The 16,246-nt window shown below is 68.0% G+C and carries 16 protein-coding genes and 1 pseudogene; 6 read left to right on the plus strand and 11 right to left on the minus strand.

Annotated features, from left to right (window positions below):
- Nucleotides 1–27: 27 nt before the first annotated feature.
- Both PI990_RS08655 and PI990_RS08660 read left to right on the plus strand, forming a co-directional pair.
- Nucleotides 28–1,278 (plus strand): annotated as a pseudogene (locus PI990_RS08655) (Zn-dependent hydrolase); the annotation flags it as partial.
- Nucleotides 1,279–1,407: 129 nt separating this feature from the next.
- The gene (locus PI990_RS08660; protein ID WP_271661280.1) at nucleotides 1,408–2,568 is read left to right on the plus strand and encodes a diaminopropionate ammonia-lyase; all 1,161 of its coding nucleotides are present in this window, start codon (nucleotides 1,408–1,410) and stop codon (nucleotides 2,566–2,568) included.
- 47 nt (nucleotides 2,569–2,615) lie between these two features.
- Here the strand turns inward: PI990_RS08660 and PI990_RS08665 are convergent, their stop codons facing one another.
- From PI990_RS08665 to PI990_RS08675, 3 genes are read right to left on the minus strand one after another with little or no spacing between them, the layout of a single operon-like run.
- Nucleotides 2,616–2,888, minus strand: a complete 273-nt coding sequence (locus PI990_RS08665) for a Rho-binding antiterminator (protein ID WP_271660378.1) — start codon at nucleotides 2,886–2,888, stop codon at nucleotides 2,616–2,618.
- The gene (locus PI990_RS08670) at nucleotides 2,885–3,151 is read right to left on the minus strand and encodes a DUF2024 family protein (protein ID WP_271660379.1); all 267 of its coding nucleotides are present in this window, start codon (nucleotides 3,149–3,151) and stop codon (nucleotides 2,885–2,887) included. The genes PI990_RS08665 and PI990_RS08670 overlap by 4 nt, the downstream gene beginning before the upstream one ends.
- Nucleotides 3,152–3,207: 56 nt before the next feature.
- Nucleotides 3,208–3,438 carry a glutaredoxin domain-containing protein gene (locus PI990_RS08675; protein ID WP_271660380.1) on the minus strand — a complete coding sequence of 77 codons (231 nt, stop codon included), beginning with the start codon at nucleotides 3,436–3,438 and terminating at the stop codon, nucleotides 3,208–3,210.
- A gap of 110 nt (nucleotides 3,439–3,548) precedes the next feature.
- Between PI990_RS08675 and PI990_RS08680 the strand changes: the two genes are divergently transcribed.
- From PI990_RS08680 to PI990_RS08690, 3 genes are all read left to right on the plus strand, one after another.
- Nucleotides 3,549–4,112: a MarR family winged helix-turn-helix transcriptional regulator gene (locus PI990_RS08680; protein ID WP_043245904.1), complete on the plus strand. Its 564-nt coding sequence runs from the start codon at nucleotides 3,549–3,551 to the stop codon at nucleotides 4,110–4,112.
- Between the two features lie 63 nt (nucleotides 4,113–4,175).
- Nucleotides 4,176–4,349: a hypothetical protein gene (locus tag PI990_RS08685; protein ID WP_236234929.1), complete on the plus strand. Its 174-nt coding sequence runs from the start codon at nucleotides 4,176–4,178 to the stop codon at nucleotides 4,347–4,349.
- A gap of 123 nt (nucleotides 4,350–4,472) precedes the next feature.
- Nucleotides 4,473–5,822, plus strand: coding sequence for a CSLREA domain-containing protein (locus tag PI990_RS08690; protein ID WP_271660381.1), 1,350 nt, complete (start codon nucleotides 4,473–4,475; stop codon nucleotides 5,820–5,822).
- Between the two features lie 437 nt (nucleotides 5,823–6,259).
- On the opposite strand, the gene PI990_RS08695 is transcribed toward PI990_RS08690, so the two are convergent.
- The 5 genes from PI990_RS08695 to PI990_RS08715 all read right to left on the minus strand — a co-directional run bounded on the left by PI990_RS08695 (nucleotide 6,260) and on the right by PI990_RS08715 (nucleotide 9,947).
- Nucleotides 6,260–7,105, minus strand: a complete 846-nt coding sequence (locus PI990_RS08695; protein ID WP_271660382.1) for an aminoglycoside phosphotransferase family protein — start codon at nucleotides 7,103–7,105, stop codon at nucleotides 6,260–6,262.
- A 23-nt stretch (nucleotides 7,106–7,128) separates the two neighbouring features.
- Nucleotides 7,129–7,467, minus strand: a complete 339-nt coding sequence (locus PI990_RS08700; protein ID WP_111264020.1) for an FKBP-type peptidyl-prolyl cis-trans isomerase — start codon at nucleotides 7,465–7,467, stop codon at nucleotides 7,129–7,131.
- A 66-nt stretch (nucleotides 7,468–7,533) separates the two neighbouring features.
- Nucleotides 7,534–8,256, minus strand: a complete 723-nt coding sequence (locus PI990_RS08705; protein ID WP_271660383.1) for a transporter substrate-binding domain-containing protein — start codon at nucleotides 8,254–8,256, stop codon at nucleotides 7,534–7,536.
- A gap of 105 nt (nucleotides 8,257–8,361) precedes the next feature.
- Nucleotides 8,362–9,489, minus strand: a complete 1,128-nt coding sequence (locus tag PI990_RS08710) for a PilT/PilU family type 4a pilus ATPase (protein ID WP_271660384.1) — start codon at nucleotides 9,487–9,489, stop codon at nucleotides 8,362–8,364.
- Between the two features lie 176 nt (nucleotides 9,490–9,665).
- Entirely contained in the window at nucleotides 9,666–9,947 is a 282-nt protein-coding gene (locus PI990_RS08715; RefSeq protein ID WP_111264017.1) for a peptidylprolyl isomerase, read from the minus strand.
- 654 nt (nucleotides 9,948–10,601) lie between these two features.
- Between PI990_RS08715 and PI990_RS08720 the strand changes: the two genes are divergently transcribed.
- Nucleotides 10,602–11,189 (plus strand): eCIS core domain-containing protein, encoded by a 588-nt coding sequence (locus PI990_RS08720; RefSeq protein WP_271660385.1) that lies wholly within the window; start codon nucleotides 10,602–10,604, stop codon nucleotides 11,187–11,189.
- 6 nt (nucleotides 11,190–11,195) lie between these two features.
- Here PI990_RS08720 and PI990_RS08725 read toward each other — a convergent pair whose 3' ends face one another.
- Genes PI990_RS08725 through PI990_RS08735 form a run of 3 tightly spaced genes read right to left on the minus strand, consistent with a single transcriptional unit; the run spans nucleotide 11,196 to nucleotide 16,099 of the window.
- Complete coding sequence (locus tag PI990_RS08725; protein WP_271660386.1) at nucleotides 11,196–12,551, minus strand: HlyD family type I secretion periplasmic adaptor subunit; 1,356 nt, start codon at nucleotides 12,549–12,551, stop codon at nucleotides 11,196–11,198.
- Between the two features lie 9 nt (nucleotides 12,552–12,560).
- Nucleotides 12,561–14,720, minus strand: coding sequence for a type I secretion system permease/ATPase (locus tag PI990_RS08730; RefSeq protein ID WP_271660387.1), 2,160 nt, complete (start codon nucleotides 14,718–14,720; stop codon nucleotides 12,561–12,563).
- Nucleotides 14,721–14,743: 23 nt separating this feature from the next.
- On the minus strand, nucleotides 14,744–16,099 hold the full coding sequence (locus tag PI990_RS08735; protein ID WP_263403270.1) for a TolC family outer membrane protein: 1,356 nt from the start codon (nucleotides 16,097–16,099) through the stop codon (nucleotides 14,744–14,746).
- Nucleotides 16,100–16,246 lie beyond the last annotated feature (147 nt).

Below are 16,246 nucleotides of genomic sequence, written 5' to 3' on the forward strand. Positions count from 1 at the left end.
TTCCCACCCAACCCGGAGCACCCACACATGGCAGCACACCGCGAAGCCCCCTTGCCCCGCCTCGATGGCGAGCGGCTCCTGGCACAACTGGCCGAACTGGGGGAGGTGGGCGCGGACGACAGCGGCGGCCGTACCCGCATCGCCCTCAGCGACACGGAAAAGGCCGGCCGTGACCGGGTGGTGGGCTGGATGCGCGAGCTGGAGCTGGAGGTGCGCATCGATCGCATCGGCAATATCTTCGGCACCCTGCCGGGCGGTGCGGCGGGGACGCCGACATTGATGATCGGCTCGCACATCGACAGCGTCGCCAACGCCGGTGCCCTCGACGGTTGCTACGGCGTGCTCGCCGGGCTGGCGGTGGCGCGGGCCTTTCGCGAAGCGGGAATCGAGCCGGTGCGGCCGATCACCGTGGCCGCCTTCACCAACGAGGAAGGCGTGCGCTACCAGCCGGACATGCTCGGCTCCCTGGTCTACGCCGGCGGCCTGCCCGTGGAGCAGGCGCTGGACATCACCGGCAGCGACGGCAGCCGCCTGGGCGACGAACTGCGCCGCATCGGCTATGCCGGCGACATGGAGCCCGGCGCCATCCCCGTGCACGAGTACCTGGAGCTGCACATCGAGCAGGGCCCGGTGCTGGAGGCGGAAGACCTGGAGATCGGCGTGGTGGAAAACCTCCAGGGCATTTCCTGGCAGCAGGTCACGGTGCGCGGCCACGCCAACCACGCCGGCACCACACCGACCCGCCTGCGCTACGACGCCGGGCTGGTGGCCGCCACCATCGTCCAGCAGCTGCGGCTGATCGCCGACGAGGCCGGCACCACCCTGGCCACGGTCGGCTGCATGCGCTTCGAGCCCAACCTGATCAACGTCATCCCGCGCCTGGCCAGTTTCAGCGTCGACCTGCGCGACCCCGACGAGCAGCGCCTGAAGAGCGTGGAGCGGCGCCTGCAGGGCTACCTCACCACCCTCGCCGAGCACCGTGGCGTGCAGATCGACAGCCAGCTCCTGGCCCGTACCCAGCCGGTGGAGTTCGACCCGCAGCTGGTCTCGGCGATCGAGGCTACCGTGCAGCGCCAGGGGCTCAGCTACCGGCGCATGACCTCCGGCGCCGGGCACGACGCGCAGATGATCGCGCGCATCGCCCCGGCGGCGATGATCTTCGTGCCCAGCCGTGGCGGTGTCAGCCATAACCCCCGCGAGTTCACCGAGGACGGGCAATTGCTGGCCGGCGCGCAGGTGCTGCTGGACGTGGTGATCGACCGCCTCGGCGCCGCCCGCCAGGCCCAGCGCCACCCGGCCCGGAGCGCCGGCCCCGAGCTGCCGGACCCGCAGCAGGTCGCGCCCCTGGAACTCCTGCTCAACCGCCGCGCGGTGCATGGCGGCTACCCCACCGACCTGCGCGCGCTGATGAACATCAACCAGGCCAGCCAGGACCGCGCCTGGCTCGCCAACTGGTCCGAACTGAGCCCCCGCGCCACGCCGCTGTGGAGCCTGCCCGACCTGGCCGCACGCCTGGGCATCGCGCGGTTGTGTATCAAGGACGAATCCCTGCGCTCGCCGCTGGCCAGCTTCAAGGCCCTGGGCGCACCCATCGCCCTGGTGCGCCTGATCCTGCGGCGTTTCCCCGCCCAGGACTTCGACGCCGCCAGCCTCCTGGCCGGCGAGCACCGTTCGCGCCTGGCCGGCTTCACCGTGGTCAGCGCCACCGACGGCAACCACGGCCGCGCCCTGGCCGCCGCCGCCCGCAGCATCGGCTGCGACTGCGTGATCGTGCTCCACGCCAACGTCAGCGAGGAGCGCGAGCGTGCCATCGCCGCCTACGGCGCACAGGTGCGGCGCATCACCGGCAACTACGACGATTCGGTGGAGGAGGCCGCCTCCCTGGCGGTCGCCTATGGCTGGCAGGTGGTGGCCGACACCTCCTGGGATGGCTACGAGGAAATCCCCCGCGACGTGATGCAGGGCTACGGCATCATCGCCGAGGAAGTGATCGAAACCGCCGGCGTCGACGCCTACACCCACATCATCCTGCAGGGCGGCGTCGGCGGCCTGGCGGCAGGCATCGCCAGCTACTACTGGGAGCGCTGCGGCGCCACCCGGCCGACCCTGCTGGTGGTGGAGCCGAGCCAGGCCGACTGCCTCTACCAGAGCGCCCTCGCGGGAGCGCCGGCACGGGCCACGGGCTCGGTGGATTCGGTGATGGCCGGGCTCGCCTGTGGCGCCACCTCGCCGCTGGCCTGGCGCTTCCTGGAGGGCAGCATCGACGCCTTCCTCAAGGTCGAGGACGCCGACGCGGTCACCGCCATGGGCGTGCTCGCCACCGGCAGCGCACGGGACATCCCGGTGATCGCCGGCGAGTCCGGCGCTGCTGGTCTCGCCGGGCTGCTGCGCCTGCTGGCCGAACCCGAGCGCGCCGCCGAACTGGGCCTGGACGCCAGCGCCCGGGTGCTGCTGATCAACACCGAAGGCGCCACCGCTCCCTCGGTCTACGAGGAACTGGTGGGCGAACCCGTCGCCTCGGTGCTCGCCCGCCAGCGCGACTGGGCGGCGGCCAATCTGGGGCGTTGAGGAGGCTGTCGGGTTGCACCCGACCTACTGGGAGATGCGGCCTTGCATCAGGGAATCGAACAGGCCGCACCAGCCAGCAGCACCCGGCCGAAACGGGCGCCGGGGTCCAGCGGGGTGATCGCCAGCAGCCGGTCGAGACGCACCTCGCGCTGGTCGTCGAAACGGAGGAATTCCTCCTTGCTGGCGGCGGTGCGAGTGGTCAGGGCGCGGGCTTCGAAGGGCTCGCCATCGCTCAGCTCCACCCGCAGCCGGTAGCCGTGCAGGCAGGCGATCTCCAGGTAGTCGTGGAGATCGCAGTGCAGCGGTCGGTAGGTGTTCACGATGCCGCCTCGAAGCCTTGCAGCGGGATGATGAAGTAGCCGTCGCGCGCGATGGCCGCGGCCACCGGCTCCGGGGCCGACTCGCTGTGGCAGTACAGGCACTGGCTCTGGGCGATATCGGCGTCGGCCAGGCCGAGGCTGCCCAGCCAGTCGCGGGCGAAGCGTTCGGCGCGGGGTTGCTCGGCCGAGTCGATGAGCACGTCGAAGTGCAGGTAGCGCCCGTCACAGGTGCGCACGTGGGTGTCGAATACCTTGATTTGCATGGTGGCTTGCTCCTGGGTGAAGCGGGTCGCGATGGCGGCCGCGACCCGCCGGCGGATTACTTGAGGTCGGCGATGGCGGCGCCGAAGTTCAGGTGCAGCACCTGGCCGTCCACCACCAGGGCGGGGACCGACTTCACGCCGACGCTTTCCGCCTCGGCGACACGGGCCGGCACATCGCCGAGGTGGACGATCTCGACCTTCACCTTCGGGTCGAGCAGGCCGATGAGGGTGCGTTCGGCTTCGACGCAGACGGGGCAACCAGCGTGGTAGTAGCGAGCTTGGGTCATGGCGTTTCTCCGGTAGTTGGTATCGGATCGATACCATTCGAGAGCAAGGCTACGACCAATGAGGTTTTGTCGATATAGTTTTTATTCGATACTATCTATCGACGAAATCAATGGAGGGAAATGCCGTGCTGTTCGACCTGCTGGAACGCCTCTCCAGCCTCACCCGCGTCTGGTTCCGCCAGCACCCGCTGCTGGCCGAGCTGCAGCCCATCCAGTTCAGCGCCTTGCTCTACCTGGCCCGTTGCAACCGCTATTCCGACACGCCCCTGGCGGTGACCGACTACCTGGGGCTGACCAAGGGCACCGTGTCCCAGTCCCTCAAGGCCCTCGAAGCCAAGGGGCTGCTGGTCAAGCGGCCGGACCAGCAGGACCGCCGCAGCGTGCATCTGGAGCTGACCGCGCCGGCCCGCGAGCTGCTGGGGGCGGTGCTGCCGCCGGACTTCCTCGCCGCCGCCACGGCGCGCATGGGCCCCGCCGCCGGGGACCTCGAAGCACTGCTGGGCGACCTGCTGCGTAATGTGCAGCGCAGCGTCGACGTGCCCTCGTTCGGCCTGTGCCGCACCTGCCGCTTCCACCGCACGGTGGACGGCCTGCCCTTCTGCGGGCTGACCGAGGAGCCCCTGGCCGCCGGCGACGAGGCGCTGATCTGCCGCGAGCACCAGGAGCCCGCCTAGCGGCGGGGTTGAACCCCGGGCGCAGCGGCGGACTCCACCCTCTGTGAGCCCGAGGAGAGCGCCATGAACCCCACGCCCATCGAGGCCGGCCGTCGCCCGGCGCGCCGCCCACCCGAACCCCTGCCCGACGGTGGCAGCGCCCGCGACCCGGAGCCCGATCCCTTCCTCAAGGACCCGGAGCGACCAGTGGGCGAAATCCACCGGAACCAAGGTCGAAAACGCCCGGTCCATCACTAGCCGCGTAACGAGGCGTTGCGCGGCTGGAGCGGAAGCCGCGTCGTGTCCGCGCCCTAAGGAATCGACAGGGCAGGGCCGCCGTGCGTCCCGTGGACGCCCTGTCCTCGACACGCAGGACAGCTCATGCACAAGCCGCTCATCTCCCCCCTCGCCACCGCCACCCTCGTCGCCCTGGTACTGGGCAGCCAGGTCGCCCACGCCGCCGACTTCATCGTCAACCAGACCGAAGACAGCTATGACGGCGTCTGCGATGCCCACTGCTCGCTGCGCGACGCCATCTCCGCTGCCAACGCCGCACCGGGCCCGGACCGCATCGTCCTCCAGGCGCAGACCTACCGCCTGAGCCTGCCGGCCGGCCGCGACGAGGAGGGCGACGTCGTCGACGAAGACGACAACCTCAATGGCGACCTCGACATCCATGACGCCCTGGAAATCATCGGCCAGGGCCCGGCCGCCACCGTGATCAGCGGCACCCCCCAGGCCAACGACCGCCTGCTGGAAGTGTTCGACGGCGCCCGCGTGGTGCTGGAGCGCCTGCGCCTCACCGGCGGCCACAGCTCCACCTACGGCGGCGCCCTGGAGAACCATGGCGAGGTGGTGTTGCGTCAGGTGGAGGTGAGCCGCAACAGCTCTACCGGTGCCTTCAGCCCCGGCAACGGCGGCGGCATCGCCAACGACGGGCGCCTGGCCGTGCACCGCTCGGTCATCGCCAACAACCGCGCCGGGGCCGGAGAGGGCCACTTCGGCCTGGGTGGCGGCATCTACAACACCGGCGAGCTGCTGCTGCGCGACAGCAGCGTGCAGGGCAACTCCGCCAGCGACGACGATGACGCCGGCTACGGCGGCGGCCTCTACAACCGTGGCACGGCCGACGTGGCGCGGACCACCTTCAGCGGCAACGGGTCCAGTTTCGGCTCGGCCATCGGCAACGACGGCAAGCTGACCCTCGCCAACTCGACCCTCAGCGGCAACACCCAGTACTACCGGGCCCAGGCCACCCTGAACAACGGCCAGCCCTGGATCAGCGCCACACCGGAAGCGCTGCTGGTCAACGTCACCATCGCCAACAACAGCGGCGGCTACGGGTTGATCAACACAGGCTCGGTGACCCTGCGCAACAGCATCATCGCCGGCAACCTCGACGAGGGCCTGGAAACGCCGATGAACTGCGACAACCAGGGCGCCCAGGCGCAATACAGGGCCATCGGCCTGTTGCTGGGAACCGGGCCCGGCAACTGCACCGGCGAGCTGTACGTGGAACAGACCGACGTCTTCACCAAGGTGCTCTACCCCCTGGCGGACAACAACGGCCTGACCCAGACCCACGCCCTGCGCCCGCGCAGCCCGGCGGTGGACGCCGGCATCGGCAGTTGCACCGCTCACGACCAGCGCGGCTCCAAGCGCCCCCGTGACGGCGATGGCGACGGTGTCGCCCGCTGCGACCTGGGTTCGTACGAGCGGCCGAAGCCGTAGGTTGGCGAAGCGTGCCGGTGCGTAGGGTGGATGACGCTCTTTTCATCCACCAGGCGGAGCGGGTGATGGCGCTGGACCGAAGCCCGGGCCGCGCTGCGCCTTTCGCGAATGAATTCGCTCCTACAGCCCTCGATGCACCGAACACACCGGATGCACCGTCCCTGTAGGGGCGACTTCAGTCGCCAAGCAGCCCGTAGGGCTGCCCATCTCCACAGCGCACGGTGCATGCCGGGGTGTAGGGTGGATGACGCTCTTCTCATCCACCAGGCGGAGCGGGTGATGGCGCTGGACCGACGCCTGGGCCGCGGTGCACTTTTCGCGAATGAATTCGCTCCTACAGCCCTCGATGCACCGAACACACCGGATGCACCGTCCCTGTAGGGGCGACTTCAGTCGCCAAGCAGCCCGTAGGGCTGCCCATCTCCGGCACAGAAACGCTACTGCGTCGCCAGCGCCTCCAGCGCCATGGCCCCCACCGCCAGGTCGATATCGGCATTCGGGTCATCGTCGTCGAGGAACCAGGCGGCGGAGAGGCCGCACCAGGCCACCAGCCATTGCAGCAGGCGCTGGCGTTCCAGGCCGGATTCGCGGCAGACGATGGCCAGGCGCCGCTGGAAGCGGGCCGGGTCGGTGCCCACCGGGCGGCTGGGGTCGCAGAGGTCGGGGTTGGCGAAGATCACCGCATAGTCCAGCGCGCGGTCGCCCACCAGGCCCTTGGGGTCGATGGCCAGCCAGCCGCGCGGGCCGAAGTCGAGGAGGTTGCCGTGGTGCAGGTCGCCGTGCAGCAGCCGTTGTTCGCAAGGTGCGGCCAGCAGTTGGCGGGCCAGGGCATCGGCTTCGACGAGGAAGCCGCCGTGGCGGCGTGCGGCAGGTGCCAGGTCGGCGAACCAGCTGTGCAGGTCCTTCAGCCCTTTGGGCCGGGGGCCGTCGTAGGCGTGGAGGCGGGCCAGGGCGCGGCAGAGCAGGGCGGTGGCCAGGTCGTCGTCACCGTCCTGGGCCATGGCGATCAACGGGTCGCCGCCGCGCTCCAGCAGCAGGCCATCGCCGTCGATCTCCAGCACCCTCGCCGAGCCTGCACCCTTCCAGGCCCGCATCACCTGGGCGCCGAGGCGTTCGTCCTCGTTCTGGCTGACCTTGAGCATCGCGGCCTGGCCATCCTGGCGCACCGGTAGCAGCGCGCCGCTGGGGGTGAGCAGCGCCTCGCCGTCCTGCGTCAGCCGCCAGCGTTGCAGGTAGGGGGCGAAAAGGGCTTCGGCCTCGGCAAGGGTGGGGGCGGGGGGCATGGCGTGGCCTCGTGAGGGTGGGGTCAATCGTCCCGGGTCAGCACTTCCAGCAGCTCGATCTCGAACAGCAGGTTCGAGTTCGGCGGGATCCTGCCCACCTGGCGTTCGCCGTAGGCCAGGTGCGCGGGGACCTGCAGCTTGCGTTTACCGCCCACCTGCATGCCCATCAGGCCCTGGTCCCAGCCCTTGATCACCCGGCCGGTGCCGATGACGCATTGGAAGGGGCGGCCTTTTTCGATGGAGGAGTCGAACAGGGTGCCGTCCTCCAGCCAGCCGTTGTAGTGGGTGGTGATCAGTGCACCCTTGACCACGGCCTTGCCGTCGCCCGGGTGGATGTCCTCGATCTTCAGTTCGTCGCTCATGGCTGCTCGCTCGCCGTTGGGGTGCCGCGTTTTCGCAGGAAGCGCCGTGCTTGGCAAGGGGCCGTTTCAGGGGGCGGCGCCTTTGCCGATGCGTTGTATGGCCTGGTCGATCCGCTCCAGTGTGTCGGCGCTCACCGCATGGCTGCACATCAGGTGGCGCGGGCGACCCGGGGGCATGTCGGGGAATTCCAGTCGGACGAGCTCCTGCAGGGCGTAGCCGGGCTGGCCTGCGGCCCAGCGGAAGTCGTAGGGGTCGGTGAGGGTGTAGTCGAAGCGGTTGGAGGCCAGCAGGCGTAGTTGGTCGATGGGCGGCTGGTTGCTGGGCACCACGGCCTTGCCCATGCCGGCGATCCGTCGGTCCAGTTCCTCGCCATAGGAAAAGCCTTCGGACACGCCCAGGCGAAGCTGCGGGTCCGCCATCAGCTGGCGCAGGCTCTTGAAGCCGCCGAGCCGGGGCAGGGCGGTGCGGCTGGTGACCACGACCAGGCTCAGGGGCGGGCGGATGGGCAGGCTGAAGTGGGCGAAGCGCGCACGTTCCGCAGTGCGTATCCAGCCAACCGAGCAATGGGCGCGGTGCTCGTTCTGTATCTGCCAGAGGATGCGCTTGGCCGGCAGGGTTACCAGTTCCACCTCCAGGCCTGCACTGGCGAACAGGTGCCGGATTTCTTCGCGACTGCCGTCGTTCTTCTGGAACAGCGTGGAGTCGTCGATGAAGCTGACCCGGAGCGACGGCAGGGATGGCTCAGCGCCGCCGAAGCCGGATTGGAACAGGAGCAGCAGGGCGGCCACGGCTGGAAGGCGTCGACGGATGGCGATTTCAAAGTCTCCATGTGGGGGCTTGGGGCGGAGACCGGGCGGGTCAACGGATGAGCTGAGTGTAGTAAAGCGCGGCCATCAATGGTCGCGCAGCACCTTGCGCTCGCTGTCCTGGGGGTCGAAGCCGCGTTCGAGCTTGATCTTCAGCGACAGGTCGGTGCGCGAGTCGGCGAACTTCAGCGCTTCGGAGAGGCTGATGCGCCCGGCTTCCACCAGCTTGAACAGGCTCTGGTCGAAGCTGCAGGAGCCGCTTTCCAGGGCGTTCTCGATGGCGCTCTTCAGCTCATGCAGCTCGTCACGCAGGATCAGGTCACGCACGTGGGGCGTGCCCAGCATCAGCTCCACCGCCGCCACGCGCTTGTGGTCGATGCCCGGTACCAGGCGCTGGCCGACCATGGCCAGGAGGTTCTGCGAGAGGTCGCCGAGCACCTGGCGCCGCGCCTCGTCGGGGAAGAAGCGGGTGATGCGTTCCACCGCGTGGCGGGCGCTGGTGCCGTGCAGGGTGGCCACGCACAGGTGGCCGGTCTCGGCGTAGTGCAGGGCGTGCTGCATGGTTTCGGCGTCGCGCACCTCGCCGAGCATGATCACGTCCGGCGCCTCGCGCAGCACGTTGCGCAGGGCGGCGGAGAAACTGTGGGTGTCCAGGCCGACCTCGCGCTGGTCGATGATCGAGCGGCGGTGGCTGTGGAGGAATTCGATGGGATCTTCGATGCAGACGATATGGCCGCTGCGCTGGGCGTTGCGGTGGTCGAGCATCGCCGCCAACGTGGTGGACTTGCCGGAGCCGGCGGCGCCCACCACCAGGATCAGGCCGCGATCCTGCAGGGCGAGTTTCTCCAGCAGCGGCGGCAGGCCGAGGCTTTCCAGGCTGGGGATGGTGGTCTTGATCAGGCGCACCACCATCGAGACCTCGCCGCGCTGCAGGTAGAGGTTGAGGCGGAAGCGGCCGCTGCCTGGCAGGCTGATGGCCAGGTTGAGTTCCAGCTCGCGGTCGAACTCTTCCTGCTGGCGTGGGCTGATCAGCTGCGCGGCCAGCTGGCGTACTTCGCCCGCCTGCAGTACACGCTCGCCCACGGGACGCGCGTGGCCCTCGATCTTGATGTGCGGCGGTGCGCCGACGCTGAAGAACATGTCCGAGCCGGCGTGCTGGTGCAGCAGCTCCAGGTAGGGGAAGACGCTGGGCGTCGTCTCGTTCGGGTCGCTCATCCTGCCTCCTTTCATCGAGGGGCAAGCCTAGCAGTGGTTCCGGCCAGGAGGCTATTAGGGGAAATTGCCGCAGGTTCGCGACCTGGTCGGGGGCAATCCTGCCGTGTGGCCGTGAAGTGGGGGGAGCGGAGGTGTAACGGGGAAGGGCGCCGTGATGACGACGCCCTGGCCGGGAATCAATCCTGGCGGCTGGTGACTTCCACCAGGTGGTAGCCGAACTGGGTCTTCACCGGGCCTTGTACGACGTTGACCGGGGCGCTGAAGACCACGGTGTCGAACTCGCGAACCATCTGGCCGGGGCCGAAGGAACCGAGGTTGCCGCCGTCACGGCTGGACGGGCAGGTGGAGTTGTCCTTCGCGACCTGGGCGAAGTCGGCGCCCCCTTCGATGGCGGCTTTCAGTTCGTTGCACTTGGCTTCGCTGGAAACCAGGATGTGGCGGGCGGTTGCGCGGGGCATGGCAGGACTCCTCTTGAAGAAAGCGCAGAGCCTACCGGAATCGAATGAGCCGTCAACGGCCGGTGGCGTGGGTGGTATGGCGCAGGGATGCAGGTTGGGTGAAGCCCGGCAGATGAATTGGCGTATTGGTGGAGTATTTTGAGCTCAGCTGATTTCCGAGCTTTGCTGGTGCTTCTGGTTTCGCCCCCCCGGGCGAGTCACTTTTCGCAGTCGCTCCAAAAGTAACCAAAAGAGCTTGCCCCTCCATACGGGTCTGGCTGAAGCCAGACTTCCCTCGCTCCATCGTCCTTCCAGGGGCACGCCGCGAAGGGCCATCCCTGGCCCATCGCGGCTCTCGCGACATCCATGTCGCTCAACCCCTTCCACGACGATTCGCTCGGCCTCCTGGGAAGGGGCGTTTGTCGCTGCCCAGCCTCCATTCCTCAACGGGTAGGCCGGGGTGCGCATCACCTTTCCGTGCGGGCGGCACGCCCTATGTGGCGCCTCGTAGGATGGGTAGAGCGAAGCGAAACCCATCGCGCGGAGTTATAGGCGAATCAGGTCTACCGTCTGGGCGGTGTAGGGTTGCGCCTACGGTGACGAATAACACCGTTTGCCGTTGTCTCAATGGCGCCTATCCACCACCATCGCCGCTTGGCCTTTCGAGAACCCTCCATGCCCCGCGCCTTGCCCGTTTCCCTGCTGCTGGCCCTGTTCATGACTTCTGCCCCGCACCTGGCGTTCGCCTGTGCGGAGGGGGAGACCGAGGTGTGCCTCGGCGGCTGCATCTGCGTGCCCGATCCCAACGGCGTACTGGCGCCTTATCAGGAGCAGGCCGGCGCGGTGGCCGCGTCGGCGCTGGAGGGCTGGTTGCTGCGTTCGCGGGAGTCGGCGGCGCGGCAGGGCACCTTGCCGATCCCGGCGGAGATACGCCAGCGCCTGCTGCCCTGGTACCCGGCCGAGCTGCTGGATGCGGTGCGCTACAAGGTGGGCGACAGCGACGAGATGAACGCCGCGCGCACCATGCTGCAGAACCCCGATATCAAGGCGGTGACCCTGGTGGACATCATCGTCTTCCGCACCGAGGACGCGGCCTTGCACGACGTGGCGCTGTGGGCCCACGAGCTGTTCCACGTGCAGCAGTACCGGGACTGGGGCAGCGCCGGTTTCGCCCAGCGCTACAGCCGCGATTTCAACGCGGTGGAAGCGCCGGCCTATTCCCGGCAGCTGGAGGTGAGCCGCGCCCTGCGGCGCGGCGAGTGAGGCGGATCAACGCTCGCGCATGGCTTCCGAGCGGGCCTTGAGCACCGGCTTGAGCAGGTAGTCGAGCACGCTCTTCTCGCCGGTGATGATGTCCACCGTGGCGATCATCCCGGGGATGATCAGCAGCGGGTGGTCGTCCTTGCCCAGGTGGCTTTTGTCGGTGCGCACCTGGATCAGGTAGAAGCTGTTGCCCTTATCGTCGGTGATGGTGTCGGCACCGATCAGTTCCAGCTTGGCCTTGAGGCCGCCGTAGATGGTGTAGTCATAGGCGCTGAATTTGACCATCGCCTTCTGCCCCGGGTGGAGGAAGGCCACGTCCTGCGGGCGGATGCGCGCCTCGATCAGCAGGTTGTCCTCCAGGGGCACCACTTCCACCATGTCGTTGCCGGGCTGCACCACGCCGCCGATGGTGTTGACCTTCAGCTGCTTGATCACGCCGTTGACCGGGGAGACCACGGTGGTGCGGGTGACGCGGTCGTCGATGGCCTTGCCAGTGGAGGTGATCTTCTGCAGCTCGGTGCGGGCTTCGTTGAGCTCCTTGAAGGCATCGGACTGGAACGACAGTTTGCTTTCTTCCATCTTCCGCTCGATTTCCTTCACCGCCGCCTCGGCCCGGGGGATGGCCAGGTTGGTGCCGTTGAGCTCGCCGCGCATTTCCACCGCGCTGCGGCGCAGGCGCAGGATTTCCACCTCGGAGATGGCGCCGGTGCCCACCAGCGGCTGGGACATGTTCAGTTCCTGCTGCAGCAGCCCCAGGCTGGAGGCGTACTGCTGCGACTTGGAGCGGAATTCGGCCAGTTCCTGCTGCTTCTGGCGCAGCTGTTCCTGGAGGATGTGCTGCTCGCTGTCCAGGCGCTGCAGGCGCTTGCGGTACAGCGCCAGCTCGTCCTCGGCCAGTTGCGGCGAGGCCTTGGCGATGTCTGCCGGCACCGTGAAGGGGCGGTCCTCGGCTTCGGCGGAGAGCCGCTGCACGCGGGCCATGAGCGCCAGGCGGTCGGCCTCGGTCTCGCCCTTGTTGGAAAGGAAGCGGGTGTCGTCGAGGCGCAGCAGCACATCGCCCTTGCTGACCACCTGGCCTTCGCGCACGAAGATCTCCGAGACGATGCCGCCTTCCAGGTTCTGGATCACCTGGATCTTGCTGGAGGGGATGGCCTTGCCTTCACCGGTGGTGACTTCCTCCAGCACGGCGAACTTGGCCCAGACCAGGGCGATGATCAGCAGTGTGCAGGCGACCCAGACGGTGATGCGGGTGCCGGTGGGGGAGTCCTCCAGGGCGGCGCCGTCCACCTCGGGCATGAACTCGGTGTCGGGCTTGCTGCCCAGGCCGCCGAAGTAGTCGCGGACCGAACGGGTGTTTTCCATGATCTGCTCCTAGACGGCCGCCGGGCCGACGCGGCCCTTGCGCAAGGCTTCGATTACCGCGTCCTTCGGACCGTCGGCGACGATGTGGCCGCCATCGAGCACCACCAGGCGCTCCACCAGGCTGAGCATGGAGGCGCGGTGGGTGATGAGCAGCACGGTCTTGCCCTGGGCCCAGCCATGCAGGCGGTTGCGCAGGATGTCTTCGCTGGTGTTGTCCATGGCGCTGGTGGGTTCGTCCAGCAGCAGGATGGGCGGGTCCAGCAACATCGCGCGCGCCAGCAGCACCGCCTGGCGCTGGCCGCCGGAGAGCAGCTGGCCGCGTTCGCCCACCGGGCGGTCGAAGCCCTGCGGGTGCTGGCGGGCCAGTTCGGTGACGCCGGTCAGCTCGGCCACTTCCAGCATCCGCGCGTCGTTCACGTAGCGCGCGCCGAGGGTCAGGTTGTCGCGCAGGCTGCCGGAGATCAGCGGCATGTCGTGGGTGACGAAGCCGATCTGGTGGCGCAGGTCGGCGACGTCCAGCTGGCGCAGGTCGATGCCGTCCAGCAGCAACTGGCCCTGCTCGGGGCTGTAGAAGTTCATCACCAGGCGCGCCAGGGTGCTCTTGCCCGAGCCACTGCGGCCGATGATGCCGACCCGCTCGCCGGCGTTCAGCCGCAGGCTGACGTTGGCCAGCGCGGGTGCGGCCTGGTCGGGGTAGCTGAAGCTCACCCCGCGCACGTCGATGGCGCCCTTGATGTGGGTGCGCTCAAGCGGTTGCTGCGTGTTCTCCCGTTCCTGGGGCAGGCCCATGAGCGAGTCGGTGCTCTTCATGGTCAGCTGCGCCTGCTGGTAGCGGGTGATCAGCCCGGCGATCTGCCCCAGCGGCGCCAGCACCCGGCTGTTGAGCATGTAGCTGGCCACCAGGGCGCCGACGCTGAGGTTGCCGGCGATGATGCTGTAGACCCCGGCGATGATCATCGCCAGGCCGGCGAACTGCTGCAGGAACATCGTGCCGTTGGTGACCACGGCGGAGAGGAAGCGTGCGTGGCTGTCGAGGCGGGTGAGGGCGCCGTGGGTGCGTTCCCAGCGGTGCTGGCGCTCGCTCTCGGCGCTGCAGGCCTTGAGGGTTTCCAGGCCCGAGAGGGTTTCGATCAGCAGCGCCTGGCGTTCCGCGCCCAGGGCCAGGCTGCGCTGCACGGTGTCGCGCAGGCGGGTCTGGATGATCCAGGCGAAGATGGCGGTGATGGGGAAGGCGAGCACCGGGATCACCACCAGCCAGCCACCGAGCAGGCCGATCACCAGCAGCATGAGGACGGAGAAGGGCAGGTCGATGAGGCTGGTGAGGGTCACCGCGGTGAGGAATTCCCGCAGGCCCTGGAAGTCGTGGATGCTCTGGGCGAAGCCGCCGATAGTGGTGGGCCGCGCCTTCATCGACATGCCGGTGATGCGCTCGAACAGCGTGGCCGAGAGCACCACGTCGGTCTTCTTGCCGGCGGTGTCCAGCAGGTGCGCGCGCAGCACCCGCAGCAGCAGGTCGAAGCCGGTACCGATGAGCAGGCCGATGGTCAGCACCCAGAGGGTGGAGGTGGCCTGGTTGGGCACCACGCGGTCGTAGGTCTGCATGACGAACAGCGGTACCAGCATGCCCAGCAGGTTGATCAGCAGGCTGGCCAGTACCGCATCGGTGTAGAGCCAGCGCGACAGCCGCAAGGTGTCGCGGAACCAGGATTTGACCCGGGGCACCAGGGGCGCGCGGGTCTCTTCCAGTTCATGGCGGGGGCGGGCGAAGAGGGCTTCGCCGCTGTACGCGGCGGCCAGCAGCTCGGGGTCGATCCACTGCTGGCCACCGTCCGACTCGCAGGGCAGGATCAGCGCGCGGCCGTCCTTGCCCCACTGGTTGAGCACCGCGCTGCGGCCGTCTTTCAACAGCAGCAGCACCGGTAGGTTGAGCGGTGAGATGGCCCCCAGTTCCCGGCGCAACAGGCGCCCTTGCAGGCCGACCCGTGCAGCGGCACGGGCCAGCAGGTCGGGTGTCAGTCGCTGGTTCGCCAGCGGCAGGCCGGCGGTGAGGCTGCCCCGGCTGGCGGGGCACTCATGCAGCCTGCACAGGATCAGCAAGCCGTCCAGCAACGGGTCGTCGTGGCTCTGCCGAGGGTCGACGGCGGCACCCGCCCTTTCCATGGTGGTCATCTACTGCTACTCCCGAACCGCGGTTACTTCATTTCCGGCAGACGGGCTTCGCTCTTCACTTCAGAAGCGGCGATGGCCTCAGCCGGGACGACGACGTTCTGCCGGCGCAGCAGATCGCCCATGGCGGAGATCACGCGGAACATGGCGAACTCTTCGGTGTAGCGCACCTCGACGTAACGCCGGTTGGCGGTGAAGAGTTCGTTGTCACTGTCGAGCAGGTCGAGCAGGGTGCGTTGGCCGAGGCCGAACTGCTGCTGGTACGCCTCGCGCACGCGCTGGGTGTAGTCGGCATAGTCACGCGCCTTGGGGGTTTGCTGGCGGGCGTTTTCCATGGCGTTCCAGGCCAGCGAGAGGTTCTCGTTGAGCACCCGCAGGGCGTTGTTGCGGATGTCCATGGACTGGTTGATCGAGTGCGCCGCCGCTTGCAGGCGGGCCTTGTCGCGCATGCCGTTGAACAGGTTGTAGTTCATCACCACGGCGGCTCGCCAGGTGTTGTAGTGGCCTTCATCGCCTTGCACGTTGTCGTCGGCGGTGGTGGCCAGCTCGGCGTCGAAGCGCGGGTAGAACGGTGACTTGGCCGACTCGTATTGCTTCTCCGCCGCCTGCACGTCGGCCTGGGCCGATTTCAGGAAGGGGTTGTTGTCCATCATGGTCTGGCGTGCGGCCAGCAGGTCCGCCGGCATTTCGCCGCGGATGGTCGCCGGGGTTTCCAGTTCGTCGGCCGGACGACCGACGGCGCTGAGGAAGTTGGCCTCGGCGTCGGCCAGGTTCACTTCCTCGGTGTAGAGGTTGTTCTCGGCCAGGGCCAGACGGGCGGCGGACTGGTCGGAGTCGGCCATGCTGCCGACGCCGCGCTGGCTGCGCAGGTTGATCTGGTCGCCCACGCGCTGGTGCGACTGCAGGTTGTTGCGGGCCAGGGCCACCATTTCGCGACGCTTGAGCACTTCGAGGTACACCTCGATGGTGCGCAGCGCCAGGCTCTCGGACGTGCCCAGGGTGTAGTAGGCGCGGGAGTTGATCACGGCCTCGGTACGGCCCACCTCGTTAGGGGTGTTGAAGCCGTCGAAGAGCATCTGCCGCAGGCGCAACTCGGCGTTGCGGTAGTTCATCGTCTCCGTGTTGTGATCGCCCAGCGCGCGCGTGCTCGGACTATCGGTGTTTTCACGGCCCACGCCGGCTATCAGATCGACGGTCGGTAGATAGCCGCCCTTGGCGACCTTCTTCTCCTCGTCGGCGACGAGCCGTGCGTTGGCTGCTGCCCGGATCTCCGGGTGGTTGTCGAGAGTGCTCTGGATGGCCTCGGTGAGGTTCATCGCCTGGACCTGGGCGCTGGCGAGTGCCAACAGCATGCTGCTCCAGAGTGGGGTCATTGCTCGCATGAGAGGGTGTCTCCTTGTTCGATGCTCTTTTTACGGATCGCCATTTTTTTGGCGAAATCGCCTGTTCAACCGTTTCAGGCTTGTAACATCAGAGCTAAGAACATCTTTTGGAGAACCTAAGAAATTTTTTTCACATGGTTTATGCCG

Source organism: Pseudomonas sp. TUM22785 (assembly GCF_028198105.1).
GTDB classification, from domain to species: domain Bacteria; phylum Pseudomonadota; class Gammaproteobacteria; order Pseudomonadales; family Pseudomonadaceae; genus Metapseudomonas; species Metapseudomonas solani.